Below are 14,277 nucleotides of genomic sequence, written 5' to 3' on the forward strand. Positions count from 1 at the left end.
GGATAGTGCCCCGATCCTCCTGCGCCAGAAATAAAAACGCCACCCGGATCGAGGCGGCGTTAGGCGAAATGCACGTCATTTCCTGTGGCCGCACGCTAGGAGCGGCGCCACCAGGTCGGAACGATGTGATGTGCTTTCGGAAAATTCATGGACCGCATGGTTGCAGGTTGGCGCGCCGATGTCAACCGCTACCGGGTCCCATGGCCTGCGGGCCGGCTCCCCTTTCGACACTTTTTTCCCGGGACGCCGCACTGCAGGATGTTTGTTGTAAGAAAACTAATATTTGGTGAAACTGATGAATCCACAAAAGAGCACGAACAGCCAAACCCGTCCCCTGGAACTCTGGGGCGGCCTCGAATGCACGGTCAACCGCGTCCACGACGAATACTTCAGCCAGCTCGAGCGCAACGGCCATCACGGCCGTGCCTGCGACATCGGGCGTTTCGCGTCCACCGGCATCCGCGCAATCCGCTATCCCGTGCTATGGGAACGTACCGCGCCAAACGGACTCGCCAGCGCCGACTGGAGCTGGCCCGACGAGCGCCTGCATGCGCTGCGCGATGCCGGCGTGACGCCGATCGCCGGCCTGGTGCACCACGGCAGCGGGCCGCGCGACACCAGCCTGGTCGACCCGCTGTTCGCCGAACGCCTCGCGGAGTATGCCGGCGCCGTAGCCGCCCGCTATCCCTGGATCGAGTACTACACCCCGGTCAACGAACCCTGCACCACCGCCCGCTTCGCCGGCCTGTACGGCGTCTGGTACCCGCACGGGCGCGACGATCGCAGCTTCATCGAAGCCCTGCTGGTCCAGTGCCGCGCCGTGGTGCTGTCGATGCGCGCCATCCGCGCCGTCAACCCCGACGCCAAGCTGGTCCAGACCGACGACCTCGGCAAGACCTACGGCACCCCGGAACTCAGCCACGTGGCCGAGTTCTACAACGAGCGCCGCTGGCTGGCCTGGGACCTGCTGTGCGGCATGGTCGACGAGCAGCACAAGCTGTGGAAGTACCTGCTCAAGACCGGCATCGCCGCCGGCGAATTCCTGTGGTTCCGCGACAATCCCTGCCCGCCCGACATCATCGGGGTCAACTACTACGTCACCTCCGAGCGCTGGCTCGACCATCGTCCCGAGCGCTTCCCCGCGCATCACCGCGGCATGGCCGACGGCATTCCCTGCGCCGATATCGAGGCCTCGCGCGTGCTGGCCACGCCGACGCCGGGCATCGCCCCGCTGCTGCGTGAGATCTGGGACCGCTACGGCATCCCGCTGGCCATCACCGAAGCCCACATCGACGCCAACCGCGAAGACCAGCTGCGCTGGCTGCTCGAGATCTGGGAAGCGGCCCAGCAGTCGCAGCAGAACGGCGTCGACGTGCGCGCCGTCACCGTGTGGTCCCTGCTCGGCTCCTTCGACTGGAACAGCCTGGTCACGCAAAACAAGGGGTACTACGAACCCGGCCCCTTCGACGTGCGCTCCCCTACCCCGCGCCCGACCGCGCTGGCGAAGATGATGAAGGAACTGGCATCTGGCAGCCCGCTGTCGCACCCGGTGCTGCGCGGCCAGGGCTGGTGGCGCCGCCAGGGCCGCTTCCTGTGCCACCCGCCAGTGGCCACGCCCGCCGCGCTCACCTCGATCTCGGCCGACGGCCACCGCCTGGTCGGCACCAGCGCGGCGCCGATCCTGATCCTGGGCGCCACCGGCACCCTGGGCCGCGCCTTTGCGCGCGTGTGCCGCAAGCGCAACCTGTCCTACCGCCTGCTGTCGCGCAAGGACATGGACATCGCCGACGCCGGTTCGGTCGAGCGCGCCCTGGCCCAGCACCAGCCCTGGGCGGTGATCAATACGTGTGGCTACGTGCGCGTGGACGACGCCGAGAACGACGCCGAGCGCTGCTTCCGCGAGAACACCGCCGGCCCCGCCATCCTGGCCGCCGCCTGCGCGCGCCACGGCATCCACCTCACCACTTTCTCGAGCGACCTCGTATTCGACGGCAAGCAAGACCGCCCCTACGTGGAATCCGACCCGGTGGCGCCGTTGGGCGTCTACGGCCGCAGCAAGGCCGAGGCCGAAGTGGCGGTGCTGGACGAGCATCCGGATGCGCTGGTGGTGCGCACCAGCGCTTTCTTCGGCCCCTGGGACCAGTACAACTTCGTGACCCTGGCCCTGAACGCCCTCGAGCGCGGCGAATCCTTCACGGCGTCGAACGATCTCACCATCACGCCGACCTACGTGCCGGACCTGGTGCATGCCTGCCTGGACCTGGCGATCGACCGCGAGGCCGGTGTCTGGCACCTGGCCAACGGCGGCGCCTTGAGCTGGGCCGAACTGGCGCTGAAGGCGGCCGAGCGGGCCGGCGTCGACGCCAGCCGCCTGGAAGCGCGTGCCATCGCCTATCCGGCCGCGCGCCCCGCCTACTGCGCCTTGACGAGCGAACGCGGCATCCTGCTGCCGCGCCTGGACCAGGCGCTCGACCGTTACCTCGAGCTGCGCAACGTGGAGGACCCGGAGATCGAGGAACTCCAGCACACCGCCGAAAGCCGCCAGCCGGTCGCCAGCGGGCACCGGCAGCAGGAGGAGACGCCGCCGGAGGCGGTGCAGGCAGGGAGTTGCTGAAGGTGGTGCGTCTGCCCGCATGAAGTCGACCTGGGTCCCGGCCTGCGCCGGGACGACGTGGGTTAGGTGAGCGGCAGCGCATCCACGTCCGCTCACCGTGAAACCATCATCCTGGCGCAGGCCGGGATCCCTCTTTCGCCGCCTTCCCGGCAGCGACACAGCCCGGCTCCACTTTCAACACGCTACAATTGCCCCGCCATCAACCAACCAGCGGGCGCAACGAACGTGCAAGAGCAACACGCCTTCCCATTCCTGCGGGAGATCATCCTCTTCCTGATCCTCTCCGGCATCCTGATCCCCACCCTGCAGCGCCTGCGCATCAACCAGGTCGTTGGCTTCCTCGCCGTCGGCACCCTGGTCGGCCCCTTCGGCCTGGGCCTGCTGGCGGACGAGCTGCCGTGGCTAAGCTTCCTCACCTTCCCGCGCGATGCAGGCGTGGCGATGCTGGCCGAGATCGGCGTGCTGTTCCTGATGTTCATGATCGGCCTCGAACTCTCCGCCGCGCGCCTCTGGGCGATGCGGCGCTGGGTATTCGGCGCCGGCACTGGCCAGGTCATCCTGAGCGCGGCGCTGATCGGCGGCGTCCTGCTGCTGGCCTACGGGCTCGACTCGCGGAGCGCCCTGATCATCGGCCTGGTGCTGTCGCTCTCGTCCACGGCCGTGGTGATGCAGCTGCTGGCCCAGCAGGGGGCCACCGGCACCCCGCTCGGGCAGGCGGCGTTTGCGATCCTGATGCTGCAGGACCTCGCCGTGGTGCCGATCCTGCTCCTGATCGGCGCCCTGGGCGGCAGCGGCGGCGGGGGCAGCGACAGCGTCGCCATCCTCGCACTCGCCACGCTGGCGAAGGCCGCCGTCGCCATTGCCCTGATCTACCTGGTGGGCGGACGTGTCGTCCACAAGCTGTTCCGCTCCTTCGCCGAGCACCGCCAGCCGGACGTGTTCATGGCGCTGATCCTGCTCAGCACCTTCGGCATCGCCGGCCTGTCCGCCGCGGCGGGCCTGTCGATGGCGCTGGGCGCGCTGATCGCCGGCCTGCTGCTGGCCGAGACCGAGTTCAAGCACGAAGTCGAGCTGATGATCGAACCCTTCAAGGGTTTGCTGATGGGCCTGTTCTTCATGACCGTCGGGATGAGCATCGACACCCGCCAGATCCTGGCGACGCCGCTGCTGCTGGGGGCCTCGCTGGCCGGACTGGTGCTGGCCAAGGCGGCGGTCGTGGCGCTCCTGCTGCGCATCGGCGGCCAGCCCTGGAGCCGCGCCGTCGAAGGCGGCCTGCTGCTGGGCCAGGGCGGCGAATTCGCTTTCGTGGCGATCGGCTACGCCATGACTTCCAGGGTCCTCGACCCGGCGCTGGGCGCCCAGGTCATGCTGGTGGTCGGCCTGTCGCTGTTCATCACGCCGATGCTGGCGCGCCTGGGACGCGCGATCGGCGAGCGCCACGAACAGGCGCGCAGCGTACAGGCCGCAGCGGCGGACGAGCACGACCTGGTGTCGGCGCGCGGCCGCGTGATCATCGCCGGCTTCGGCCGCGTGGGCCAGCAGCTGGCCAAGCTGCTGGCCGAGCAGAACATCCCCTTCGTGGCCTTCGAATGCGACGCCAAGCTGGTCTCGAAGTTGCATGCCGAGGGCAAGCCGGTCTACTTCGGCAATGCCTCGCGTCCAGAACTGCTGCGCCGGGTCCATGCCGGCGAGGCGCCGGCCATCGTGCTGACCATGGACCATCCGGCATCGAGCATGCAGGCGGTGCGCGGCATCCGCCGCGAATTCCCGCACGTGCGCCTGTTCGTGCGCTCGCGCGACGAGCAGCATGCGCGCGCCCTGCGCCTGGCCGGCGCCAGCATTGTCGTGCCGGAGACGCTGGAGGCGAGCCTGCAGCTGTCGGCCTTCGTGCTGGAATGGATGGGACTGGACGAGCGCCTGGTGGACGGCATCGTCGACCACGAGAGGAAGCTGGTCACGGCCAAGCTGCTCGAGCCTGGGCCTTCCGTTTGAAGACCGGCGAGCGCCGTCGGAGGGGTGTCCCGGCCCGGTCTACGCGACAACCTGGGGCGGCGATCCGGCCGAGCACAGACGGCAATGCATGGAGCCGCTGATCCGCACGCACATGCGACGCAGTGGGTTCGTATCGCCCTGGGCCGTGATCTCGAATCTCACCCGGCCGGCGCCGATTCTTTTCCCGGTAGCCGCATCGGCGATCTCCGGGCTGTCATCCTCGTACAGTATCGCCACGGGAAAGCCATGTCCAACCGAGGGGCTGTAGGTTTGAAACGTGTGAGCGCTGATACCGCAATCCGGCACGCCGGTCGCGTAGATAACCAGGAATGTGATATTCCCGAACGGCAGCTCGCCATTGAACGGAACCGCGGGTTCGGCATCCGCCTGGTTGCCGAGAATCGACGATCGGCGCAAGCATGCGCCATCAAGGACAAAGCCCCAGTCTTCGACAGGAACCATGAGATTGCTCCCGCCAATAATGACGGTCTCCTCATCCTTCTGATGTGCAGCAAGGAATCTCGACACGCGGATGCCTCGACTGTCGCATTCCAGGAAAAGCTGAGCAGTATTACGGTAGAGGTATTCAAAGCTCAGCTCGTACAGTGTTGGAGGAACGACCTCGAAGTATCCGCCGCAGGAGGCTGCGGACATCTTCGAACCGTGGCCCCAATCATCCTGATAGTCACGGGTAAGCCTTGCTGCGGCGTTCTGAGCATTTAATTGCATGGCGCTTTCCGAGGACGGCTCGGCGCCTGGAAATTGTCTCAGCATCGCCATCCCTTCCTCCGCCCCACTGCCGATGACCATCACATACCCATAGGTGGCAATATCGCCGTCACACACCGTTCCGTCGGCGTACACCTCATTACCCGTGTCGGACTGCGCGATCACGATGAAGGAAAAATTGCGTTTGGTGCGGGTGTTGCGAAAATCCTTTGCGTGCTGGTGGATTTCATGGCCATAACGCGTCTCCGCATCCAGGCGCGCACTCAGGAAGTCGAATAATGCTTGGGCTGATCCAACCGTGCCAGCGTACAGGAACAAACTCCTGTCCGGCAGCAACCAGAATTTGCGGCCGAGACGGACCGGTTGATAGCCGAGACCCGCGCGGTCATCGGGGATATCGAGTAAAGGAGTCGATATGCCGGGACCGGGATTCGCCGGCCGCGAGACCAGCGAATCGACAATGACGAGCGGGTAGTGGTCCGCATATAACACCGCGACGAGGGTCATCAAGGCTCCAGAATGTCCGAAAAAAAATGCTGGTGACGGATGTACGAATGATCGCGCGAGCGGCTCATCGTGCACCAGCAGAGGGTATCGACCGCTCGGCCGCGCGACTCCCCCACCATGCAGCTTCCTCGAATACGGAAAGGCCCGACAAATCCGAGTGGGCAAAACAAAGTGGACCCTTGGCTTCAAGCAAAGCCGCGAGCCCCGCATGCGTGCGAAAGCCCGGCTGCGGCACCGCCATCGCATGTGCGCGCAAGGTGATGTCCACCCGCTCGACGCAGGGAGCAAAGGCCCAGCCATACGCCTCCTTCAGGTCGCTGCTCGCCAGCTCCAGCAGTTCCGCCGGGTTGGCGGACTGCAGCCAGCGCCGCGCCTCCAAGGGGGTGCGGCTCGACAGCGCCGTATAGGCCGTGAACACGGTCTTCTCGGGCGGGCGCGAGCGGATGTCCTGGTGGGTCGAGACCACGTAGCCGAGCCCCTTGCCCCCGTAGACCACATTGTCCCAGGCCAGCTGCGCGTCGGGCAGCTCGCGCGGGAAGTCGCGCATCAGGAAATTCGACACCATCCAGGGCGCGTAGTCCGGCAGATGCCGGCGCGGATCGAAGCCGTAGCGCTCGATGCCCTCGACCACGCGGCTGGCGATAAACAGCGGCATGGCGCAAATGGCGCGGCGGGCGCGTATGAGGAAAGTGCGCGGCCTGCCCTGCTCCAGCGTGAAGCACAGCGCCTCCACTTTGCCATCCATTTCGGCGACCCTCGCCGCGGTTCCCGCCCGGCGCCGCGGCCCGGCCTTGGCCGCCAGCGCCTCGGCCAGCGGCGCCAGGCCGCCCGGCCAGGTCAGCAGCGCGTTCTCGTCCGCATTCGCCGCCTGGCCCGAGCGGCCGGCAAAATAGTGGATGCCGGCCCAGGCGGATACGCGCTCGATGCCGGCGCCGTAGTCGTCGCGACAGCAGTAGTCGAGGTACCAGCGCAAGGTGGCGGAGCGGTAGCCGTTGTCGCCCAGCCACTGGGCAAAGCTGAGCCGGTCCAGCGCGGCGAAGGCCGGGTCGCCGGACGACAGCGCCAGCGGGAACACGAAGGCGCGCCGGCCGTCATTGCCGCGCGCGTGGCGCAGTCTCGCCATCTCGTCGAAGAAGGCCTTGTGCTCGGCCGCATCCGCTGCATCCGTGGGCACCAGTCCCTCGTGCCAGACGCCGTCGCGCAGCAGGCGTTCCTCCGGGCCGTGCAGGATGAAGCGCTCGTCGTAGTAGGGTTTGTCCTGGTCCGCGTCGCGCAGGATGATGCCGAGGTCGAGCAGCATTTCGCGCACGTGGGTCGACTCCGGCCCCGGCAGCGGCAGGTAATGGGCGCCGGTCGGACAGGCCAGCTCGCCGTAGCGCGCGCCGGCTGCGTTGCCGAAGGCTTCCGGCCCGTCGAGCAGGATGAAATCGTCGTGACCCAGCTTGCCGAGCTTCCAGGCCGCACTCAGACCGGCGATGCCGGAACCGAGGATGACGACGTCGGTCTCGACGACCGCCGAAGGCGGCGGCAGCTGGCCGCGGTCGCGCAGGAAGTGCCCTTCCGCCCTCCCTGGCGTGTGCACATCCGGCCTGATCTCCTGCCAGCGATAGAAGCCGGCCGCCGTGGCCAGGCCGGCCGCGCCGGCGCCCGCCGCGGTCACCAGGAAGGAGCGCCGGTCCATCAGCGGATCACCTGCTGCCAGTCTTCCTCGAATGCGCGCACCAGCGACTGGGTGTCGAGCCGGTTCGGCGGCATCGGGCGGCGCGGCATGTCGGGCGGCCAGTCGAACATGGCGCGCGTGGTCTCGCCGGTGAGATAGCGCATCGGCAGGCGGTAGGCGGTGGGCGGCGCGAAGCGGCCCTGGGGCGAGGCCATGATGAAGCCCCATTCGCCGAACGAAGGCACGTACAGGTGGTAGGGCCAGGTCTGCAGGCCGACTTCGCGCAGCGTCGCCTCGATGGTCCAGTAGGCGTTCGGGGCGAAGAACGGCGAGGTCGACTGCACCGCGATCAGGCCGTTGGCGGCCACGTGCCTGCGCAGCATGCCGTAGAAGGGCACCGAGTACAGCTTGCCGAGCGCGAAGCTGGACGGATCGGGAAAGTCGACGATGGCCACGTCGTACATGCCGGCTTCCCTCTGCATCCAGATGCCGGCATCGGCGTTGATGATCTTCACGCGCTTGTCCTTCAGCGCACCGGCATTGAGCTTGACTAGCTCGGGCCGGGTCGCGAAGGCCTGGGTCATGGCCGGATCGAGGTCGACCAGGGTCACTTCTTCCACCTGCGGGTAGCGCAGCACTTCGCGCAGCGCCAGGCCGTCGCCGCCGCCCAGCACCAGCACCCGCCTGGCCCAGGGCAGCGACTGCATGGCCGGGTGCACCAGCGCTTCGTGGTAGCGGTATTCGTCGCGCGAGGAGAATTGCAGGTTGCCGTTGATATACAGGCGCAGGTCGTCCTTGAAGCGCGTGATCACCAGGCGCTGGTAGGGCGTGGTGGTCGAGTACACGACGTCGTCGCCGAACAGGCCGTGCTCGCCCCACTCCACCATGCGGTCCGAAAAGCCGAAGCCCAGCACCAGCGTGAACAGCACCGCGCTGGCGCGGATCGCCTTGCCGCGCAGGTGCGCCAGCTCGGCGCGGAACACGTACAGGGTCCACATCGCCACGCCCACGTTGAGCATCCCGAACAGGAAGCCGGTGCGCACCAGGCCCAGGTGCGGCGCCAGCACCAGCGGGAACAGCAGCGACACGGCCAGCGCGCCCAGGTAGTCGAAGGTGAGCACCCGGCTGACGATCTCGGCGAACTCGGTGCGGCGCTCGTTCAGGGCGCGCATCACCAGCGGCACTTCCATGCCGACCATGGCGCCGATCAGGAACACGGTCACGTACAGCACCGTGCGGAAGGGCGCGCCCATCCAGGTGAAAGTCATGAACAGCACCGCTGCCGAGACGCCGCCGATCAGGCCGACGGCCAGTTCGATGTCGATGAAACGGGACAGCACGTCCTCGTCGCGCACGTATTTCGAGAAGTGCGCGCCGACACCCATGGCGAACAGGTAGCAGCCGATGATGGTGGAAAACTGGAGAACCGAGTCGCCCAGCAGGTAGCTGGACAATGCACCGGCAATCAATTCGTAGGCGAGTCCACAGGAAGCGACAACGAATACCGACAGGATCAGAATTTTTTTGGTCATGAAGCAAATTTGTTCTAAGATCGCTGCTGCAATCTTGACTACTTTCTTTGGAGAAGCTTGTGCCCGCCATCCTAAACTATGTGCTGCATCTTGCGACCGCAATTGCGCTGGTCCTGGCATTTTTTGTGGTGTACACGCGGGTCACGCCTTATGACGAAGTGCTGCTCATCCGCCAGGGCAACCGCGCCGCCGCGGTGTCGCTGGGCGGCACCCTGCTCGGCTTCTCGTTGACGATCGCCTCGGCGCTGATGCACACCGATGACTACTACGAATTCTGCGCCTGGGCGGCGCTGGCCATGCTCATCCAGGTGCTGGTCTTCGTCGTCGCCACGCGCCTCCTGCGCATGTCGAAGGACCAGATCGAGCACGACAACCTGGGCTTCGGCATCCTGCTCGGCGCCGTCTCGCTGTCAATCGGCCTGGTCAATGCCGGCAGCATCTCCTGACCTTACCCAACACGCATAGAGGAACCATCATGTCTCTCGGCTCATTCATCAAGAAGCAGTTTCTCGACGTCCTGCAGTGGAACGAGGAAGGCGAAGGCGTGCTGGCCTGGCGCCATCCGATGGAGGACTACGAAATCCAGAACGGCGCCACCCTGGTCGTGCGCGAGTCGCAGCTGGCCGTGTTCGTGGACGAAGGCCGCGTGGCCGACGTGTTTGGTCCGGGCACGCACCGCCTCACCACCTCCACCCTGCCGGTGCTGACCAACCTGAAGAACTGGGACAAGCTGTTCGCCTCGCCCTTCAAGTCGGACGTGTACTTCTTTTCCACCCGCGTGCAGACCGGCCGCAAGTGGGGCACGCCGCAGCCGGTGACGATCCGCGACACGGATTTCGACATGATCCGGGTGCGCGCCTTCGGCATGTATTCCTACCGCATCGCCGATCCGAAGCTGTTCTTCACCGAGATCAGCGGCACCCGCGCCGCCTACACCCGCGAGGAAGTGGAAGACCAGTTGCGCGGCCTGATGCTGGCCACCATGGCGAACTCGCTGGGCGCCTCGAAAATCGCCTTCCTCGACATGGCCGCCAACCAGACCCTGATGGCGCAGCAGATCCGCGGCGACCTGGCCACGGCCTTCGGGCGCTACGGCATCGGGCTGGACGAATTCAATGTCGCCAGCGTGAGCCTGCCGGAAGAACTGCAGGCCGCGCTGGATGCGCGCATCTCGGCCGGCATGAAGGCCAGCCTGGGCGCCGACAAGATGGGCGGCTTCACCCAGTTCCAGGTGGCCAGCAGCATCCCGCTGGCGGCCCAGAACGAAGGCGGCCTCGCCGGCATCGGCGCCGGCGCCGGCGCGGGCATCGCCATCGGCCAGGCCATGGCCCAGGGCATGCAGGGGGCTTTTGCGCCGGGCGTCGCTACGCAGCCGCAGCCGGCCAGCGTACCGGCCGGCGGCGAATCGATCGAGGACCGGCTGGCCAAGCTCAAGGGCCTGCTGGACAAGGGTCTCATTTCGCAGGGCGACTATGACAGCACCAAGGCCGAGCTGCTCAAGAAGCTGATCGGCTGATGCAGACGGTTTCCTGTCCTTCCTGCGGCGCGCCGGTCGGCTTCCGCTCGCATGCTTCCGTCATGGCGGTGTGCGAGTACTGCCGTGCGACCGTCCTGAAGGAACGCGATGCGGTGCGCGACCTCGGCAAGATGTCCGAGGTGCTGGAAGACTATTCGCGCATCCAGGTCGGGACCTCCGGCGTGCACGGCGGGCGCAGTTTTACCGTCGTGGGCCGCATCCAGCTGCGCTATGAAGCCGGCATGTGGAACGAGTGGTACGTGCTGTTCGACGACGGCATGGATGGCTGGCTGGGCGACGCGTCCGGCCAGTACGTATTGACGACCAAACGCGAGCTGGCGCCCGGCTGGCCCGCCTTCGATGCCATTCAGGTGACCCGCCAGTACGAGCTCGGCTTCGGGCCCTACGTGGCCTCCGACAAGCGCGTGGCGAAGTGCACGGGCGGCCAGGGCGAACTGCCGTTTCGCGTCGGCGAAGGCTGGGAAGCACGCGTGGCCGACTTCCGGCGCGGCCCGAGTTTCATCACGCTCGATTATTCCGAGGGCGATACGCCGCTGCTCTATGCGGGCACTGCCGTCACGCTGGAGGACATGAAAAGCCAGCTGCTGCGCGACGACGAGCAGATCAAGGCCAGCGCCGGCAAGCTGCGCGGCAAGGTGGACGTGCTGCAGTGCCGCTCCTGCGGAACGTCGATCCGCTACCTGCCCGGCCTGGCGGCCAACTGCGTCTGCCCGTCCTGCGCGACGCGCATGGATGCGTCCTCGCCGGAGGTGGAGGTGCTGCTCAAGGGCGAGCAGCACGAACGCGTGTCCTTCACGCTGTCGCTCGGCGCCACGGCGAAGATCGGCGCGCAGGCCTACCATGTGCTGGGAGCGATGCGGCGCGAAGACGAGGAAGGCGAAACCTGGGACGAGTACCTGCTGTACGCGCCGCAGGGCCCCTTCTTCTGGCTGGTGGAGAGCAGCGAAGGCTGGTTCCGCTCGCAGGTGCTGGACGACTGGCCGGCGCCGCCGCTGCCGGCCGCGCAATCCGTGCAGGTGGATGGCGCGGCCTACCGGCAGTCCTGGGTCTACCCGGCCCGCGTGCTGTACGCGGCGGGCGCCTTCAACTGGCGCGTCAAGGCGGGCGACGTCGTGGACGTCGCCGAGTACGAGCACGGCCAGGACGGCCTGGCAGCCGAGTACACGGATGAGGAACTGAGCTGGTCGCGCTCCACGCCGGTGGCCGAGGACCAGGTGCGCGCCTGGTTCGGGCTGGCCCAGCCGGCGCCGAAGGCCTCGTCCGGCAAGAGCCTGAGCCGCGCCGATATCGCCTGGCGCGCCCTGCTCTGGATCCTGGGGCTCAACGTCATTCCGCTGCTCTTCAATTTCACGGCCACGATCTTCGTGCTCGCGGCCGGCCTGGTGGCGCTGTTCCTGCCGATGATGCTCGCCCCCGACAAAAAACCCTGATACCGACCGCATGAACCGGAATTTCATTCTCTACGCCATCGTCGTCACCCTGGTCACCACCATCGTGTGCTGGGTCAGCATGGCCGCCTCGAGCCGCACCGGCGGCGGCAACAGCTGGCGCAGCCACAGCTACGGCAGCGGCGGCGGCTATTCGGGCGGCAGCCACAAGTGAACACGCCGCACCGCCCCGCCGCGCATCAACCGGCCGGCCTGCACCTGCTGGCCGACCTGGGCGGCATCGATGCCGCCCTCCTCACCGATGCGGACGCCATCGACGCCCTGCTGCGCAAGGCCGCGCTGGCTGCCGGCGCGCGTATCCTGCACAGCCATTTCCATGCCTTCGGCCCGGGCATGGGCGTGACCGGCGTGCTGCTGCTGGCCGAATCGCACATCTCGATCCACACCTGGCCCGAGCACGGCTTCGCCGCGGCCGACATCTTCATGTGCGGCGATGCCCAGCCGCAGCGCGCCCTCGAACTCATCGAAGCCGCCCTCGCACCGGGCTCGCGCGAGGTCCGGACCATCGCGCGCGGACAGCTATAATCCGGAACTTGTCCGGACAACCCCGCAGGAACAGAATGCCCCAAGCTGCTACCCCTTCCGCCGCGCTGCCGAAGGCGCTCGGCCACATCCGCGTGCTCGACCTGTCGCGCGTACTCGCCGGTCCCTGGTGTTCGCAAAACCTGGCCGACCTTGGCGCCGACGTGATCAAGATCGAACGTCCGGGCAACGGCGACGACACCCGCGCCTGGGGTCCGCCCTTTGCGAAGGACGCGCAGGGTCGGGATACGGGTGAAGCAGCCTATTATCTGTCGGCCAACCGCGGCAAGCGCTCGGTGACGGTGGATATCGCGAGCAGCGAAGGGCAAGGCTTGCTGCGCGAACTGGTCAGGCATTGCGACGTGGTGCTGGAGAATTTCAAGGTGGGCCACCTGAAGCGCTACGGCCTCGACTACGATAGCCTGAAAGCCATCCGGCCCGACCTGGTCTACTGCTCGATCACCGGCTTCGGCCAGGACGGCCCGTACGCGCACCGCGCCGGCTACGATTTCCTGATCCAGGGCATGGGCGGCCTGATGTCGGTCACCGGCGAACGCGACGACCTGCCGGGCGGCGGCCCGCAAAAGGCCGGCGTGGCCCTCACCGACCTGATGACCGGCATGTACGCCACCGTGGCCGTGCTGGCCGCGCTCACGCACAGGGACCGCAGCGGCGAAGGGCAGCATATCGACATGGCCCTGCTCGACACCCAGGTGGCGATGCTGGCCAACATGGGCAGCAACTACCTCAACAGCGGCAAGCCGCCCAAGCGCTGGGGCAATGCGCACGCCAACATCGTGCCCTACCAGACCTTCGCCTGCGCGGACGGCCACATCATCGTCGCCACCGGCAACGACGGGCAATACCAGAAGTTCGTGGAAGCGGGCGGGCGGCCGGAGCTGGGGAAGGACCCGCGCTTCGCCACCAATCCGCTGCGCGTGCAGAACCGCGACACCCTGGTGCCGATCCTGGCCGGGATGGTCGAGGAGAAGACGCGCGACGAATGGATCGCCCTGCTGGAGTCAAGGGGCGTGCCCTGCGGGCCGATCAACGACCTCAAGGAAGTGTTCGCCAACGAGCAGGTGCAGGCCCGCGAGGTCGCCATCGAACTGCCGCATCCGAGCGCCGGCCAGGTGAAACTGGTGAGGAATCCGATCCGGATGTCGGCCACGCCCGCCACCAGCGACCGGGCCCCGCCCCTGCTGGGCCAGCACACCGACGAGGTGCTCGCCGGCGTGCTGGGCCTGGACCAGGCGGAAATTGCCGCACTGCGCGGCAAAGGGGTGGTCTGATCAGTGCAGCTGGTGCTTGAGGTCCGACAGGACATCGTGCACCCGCGTCACGACGGACGCGACCTGCGGCGACGGCTGCTGGCTGCGGCACATGCGCTTGGCTTCGTCGCCCATTTCTTCCAGCCGGTCGATGCATTCGACCATCCTTGACTGGTCGTTCGATTGCATCACGCGCTGGGCTTCCGGCATTTCGTGCGCGATTCTCTGGATGCAATCGCGGATGTCGGACGGCGCGCCCTGGTCGTTGCGGGTGACTTCTTCGGCCTGGTTGATGGTTTGCTGGATCTGGCTGAAACGTTGTTGGATGTCGGCGGCGTGCAACATGATGGACCTCCTGGAAAGAGTGCGGCGAATCCGCAGGAACCATTCACTTTAGTCCCCCGGACAGGGATCGCAAGTGCCGTTTCAGTCGTGCGCGTGTCAAAGCGTAAACGCGGGTACTTG

The 14,277-nt window shown here is 66.8% G+C and carries 12 protein-coding genes; 8 read left to right on the plus strand and 4 right to left on the minus strand.

The features are described 5' to 3' along the window. Positions 1-295 precede the first annotated feature (295 nt). Entirely contained in the window at positions 296-2,614 is a 2,319-nt protein-coding gene (locus tag AC56KL_RS13205; RefSeq protein WP_497180609.1) for a family 1 glycosylhydrolase, read from the plus strand. Positions 2,615-2,839: 225 nt separating this feature from the next. Further along, a complete protein-coding gene (locus tag AC56KL_RS13210) occupies positions 2,840-4,606 on the plus strand; it encodes a cation:proton antiporter domain-containing protein (protein WP_497180610.1) in 1,767 nt (588 codons plus the stop codon). Positions 4,607-4,645: 39 nt separating this feature from the next. On the opposite strand, the gene AC56KL_RS13215 is transcribed toward AC56KL_RS13210, so the two are convergent. The 3 genes from AC56KL_RS13215 to AC56KL_RS13225 form a co-directional block, all read right to left on the minus strand. After that, positions 4,646-5,842: a hypothetical protein gene (locus AC56KL_RS13215; protein ID WP_497180611.1), complete on the minus strand. Its 1,197-nt coding sequence runs from the start codon at positions 5,840-5,842 to the stop codon at positions 4,646-4,648. A gap of 64 nt (positions 5,843-5,906) precedes the next feature. After that, complete coding sequence (locus AC56KL_RS13220; RefSeq protein ID WP_497180612.1) at positions 5,907-7,523, minus strand: NAD(P)-binding protein; 1,617 nt, start codon at positions 7,521-7,523, stop codon at positions 5,907-5,909. After that, entirely contained in the window at positions 7,523-9,034 is a 1,512-nt protein-coding gene (locus AC56KL_RS13225) for a polyamine aminopropyltransferase (protein WP_497180613.1), read from the minus strand. Before AC56KL_RS13225 ends, AC56KL_RS13220 begins: the two co-directional genes overlap by 1 nt. Before the next feature lie 59 nt (positions 9,035-9,093). Between AC56KL_RS13225 and AC56KL_RS13230 the strand changes: the two genes are divergently transcribed. Genes AC56KL_RS13230 through AC56KL_RS13255 form a run of 6 tightly spaced genes read left to right on the plus strand, consistent with a single transcriptional unit; the run spans position 9,094 to position 13,833 of the window. Then, on the plus strand, positions 9,094-9,480 hold the full coding sequence (locus AC56KL_RS13230) for a DUF350 domain-containing protein (RefSeq protein WP_497180614.1): 387 nt from the start codon (positions 9,094-9,096) through the stop codon (positions 9,478-9,480). A gap of 29 nt (positions 9,481-9,509) precedes the next feature. Continuing rightward, positions 9,510-10,550 carry an SPFH domain-containing protein gene (locus tag AC56KL_RS13235; protein WP_497180615.1) on the plus strand — a complete coding sequence of 347 codons (1,041 nt, stop codon included), beginning with the start codon at positions 9,510-9,512 and terminating at the stop codon, positions 10,548-10,550. Beyond that, positions 10,550-12,001 (plus strand): DUF4178 domain-containing protein, encoded by a 1,452-nt coding sequence (locus AC56KL_RS13240; RefSeq protein ID WP_497180616.1) that lies wholly within the window; start codon positions 10,550-10,552, stop codon positions 11,999-12,001. Before AC56KL_RS13235 ends, AC56KL_RS13240 begins: the two co-directional genes overlap by 1 nt. Positions 12,002-12,011: 10 nt before the next feature. Further along, positions 12,012-12,173, plus strand: a complete 162-nt coding sequence (locus AC56KL_RS13245; RefSeq protein WP_497180617.1) for a hypothetical protein — start codon at positions 12,012-12,014, stop codon at positions 12,171-12,173. Next, positions 12,170-12,544, plus strand: a complete 375-nt coding sequence (speD, locus tag AC56KL_RS13250; protein ID WP_497180618.1) for an adenosylmethionine decarboxylase — start codon at positions 12,170-12,172, stop codon at positions 12,542-12,544. The genes AC56KL_RS13245 and speD overlap by 4 nt, the downstream gene beginning before the upstream one ends. 35 nt (positions 12,545-12,579) lie before the next feature. Beyond that, positions 12,580-13,833: a CaiB/BaiF CoA transferase family protein gene (locus tag AC56KL_RS13255; protein ID WP_497180619.1), complete on the plus strand. Its 1,254-nt coding sequence runs from the start codon at positions 12,580-12,582 to the stop codon at positions 13,831-13,833. Here the strand turns inward: AC56KL_RS13255 and AC56KL_RS13260 are convergent, their stop codons facing one another. Continuing rightward, positions 13,834-14,157 (minus strand): hypothetical protein, encoded by a 324-nt coding sequence (locus AC56KL_RS13260; RefSeq protein WP_497180620.1) that lies wholly within the window; start codon positions 14,155-14,157, stop codon positions 13,834-13,836. Positions 14,158-14,277 lie beyond the last annotated feature (120 nt).

Source organism: Telluria sp. ZB4P34 (assembly GCF_059686055.1).

Coding starts and splice junctions, on each gene's coding strand:
- AC56KL_RS13205 (WP_497180609.1), top strand. CDS start 296: ATGAATCCACAAAAGAGCACGAACAGCCAAACCCGTCCCCTGGAACTC.
- AC56KL_RS13215 (WP_497180611.1), bottom strand. CDS start 5,842: ATGACCCTCGTCGCGGTGTTATATGCGGACCACTACCCGCTCGTCATT.
- AC56KL_RS13220 (WP_497180612.1), bottom strand. CDS start 7,523: ATGGACCGGCGCTCCTTCCTGGTGACCGCGGCGGGCGCCGGCGCGGCC.
- AC56KL_RS13225 (WP_497180613.1), bottom strand. CDS start 9,034: ATGACCAAAAAAATTCTGATCCTGTCGGTATTCGTTGTCGCTTCCTGT.
- AC56KL_RS13235 (WP_497180615.1), top strand. CDS start 9,510: ATGTCTCTCGGCTCATTCATCAAGAAGCAGTTTCTCGACGTCCTGCAG.
- AC56KL_RS13240 (WP_497180616.1), top strand. CDS start 10,550: ATGCAGACGGTTTCCTGTCCTTCCTGCGGCGCGCCGGTCGGCTTCCGC.
- AC56KL_RS13245 (WP_497180617.1), top strand. CDS start 12,012: ATGAACCGGAATTTCATTCTCTACGCCATCGTCGTCACCCTGGTCACC.
- AC56KL_RS13255 (WP_497180619.1), top strand. CDS start 12,580: ATGCCCCAAGCTGCTACCCCTTCCGCCGCGCTGCCGAAGGCGCTCGGC.
- AC56KL_RS13260 (WP_497180620.1), bottom strand. CDS start 14,157: ATGTTGCACGCCGCCGACATCCAACAACGTTTCAGCCAGATCCAGCAA.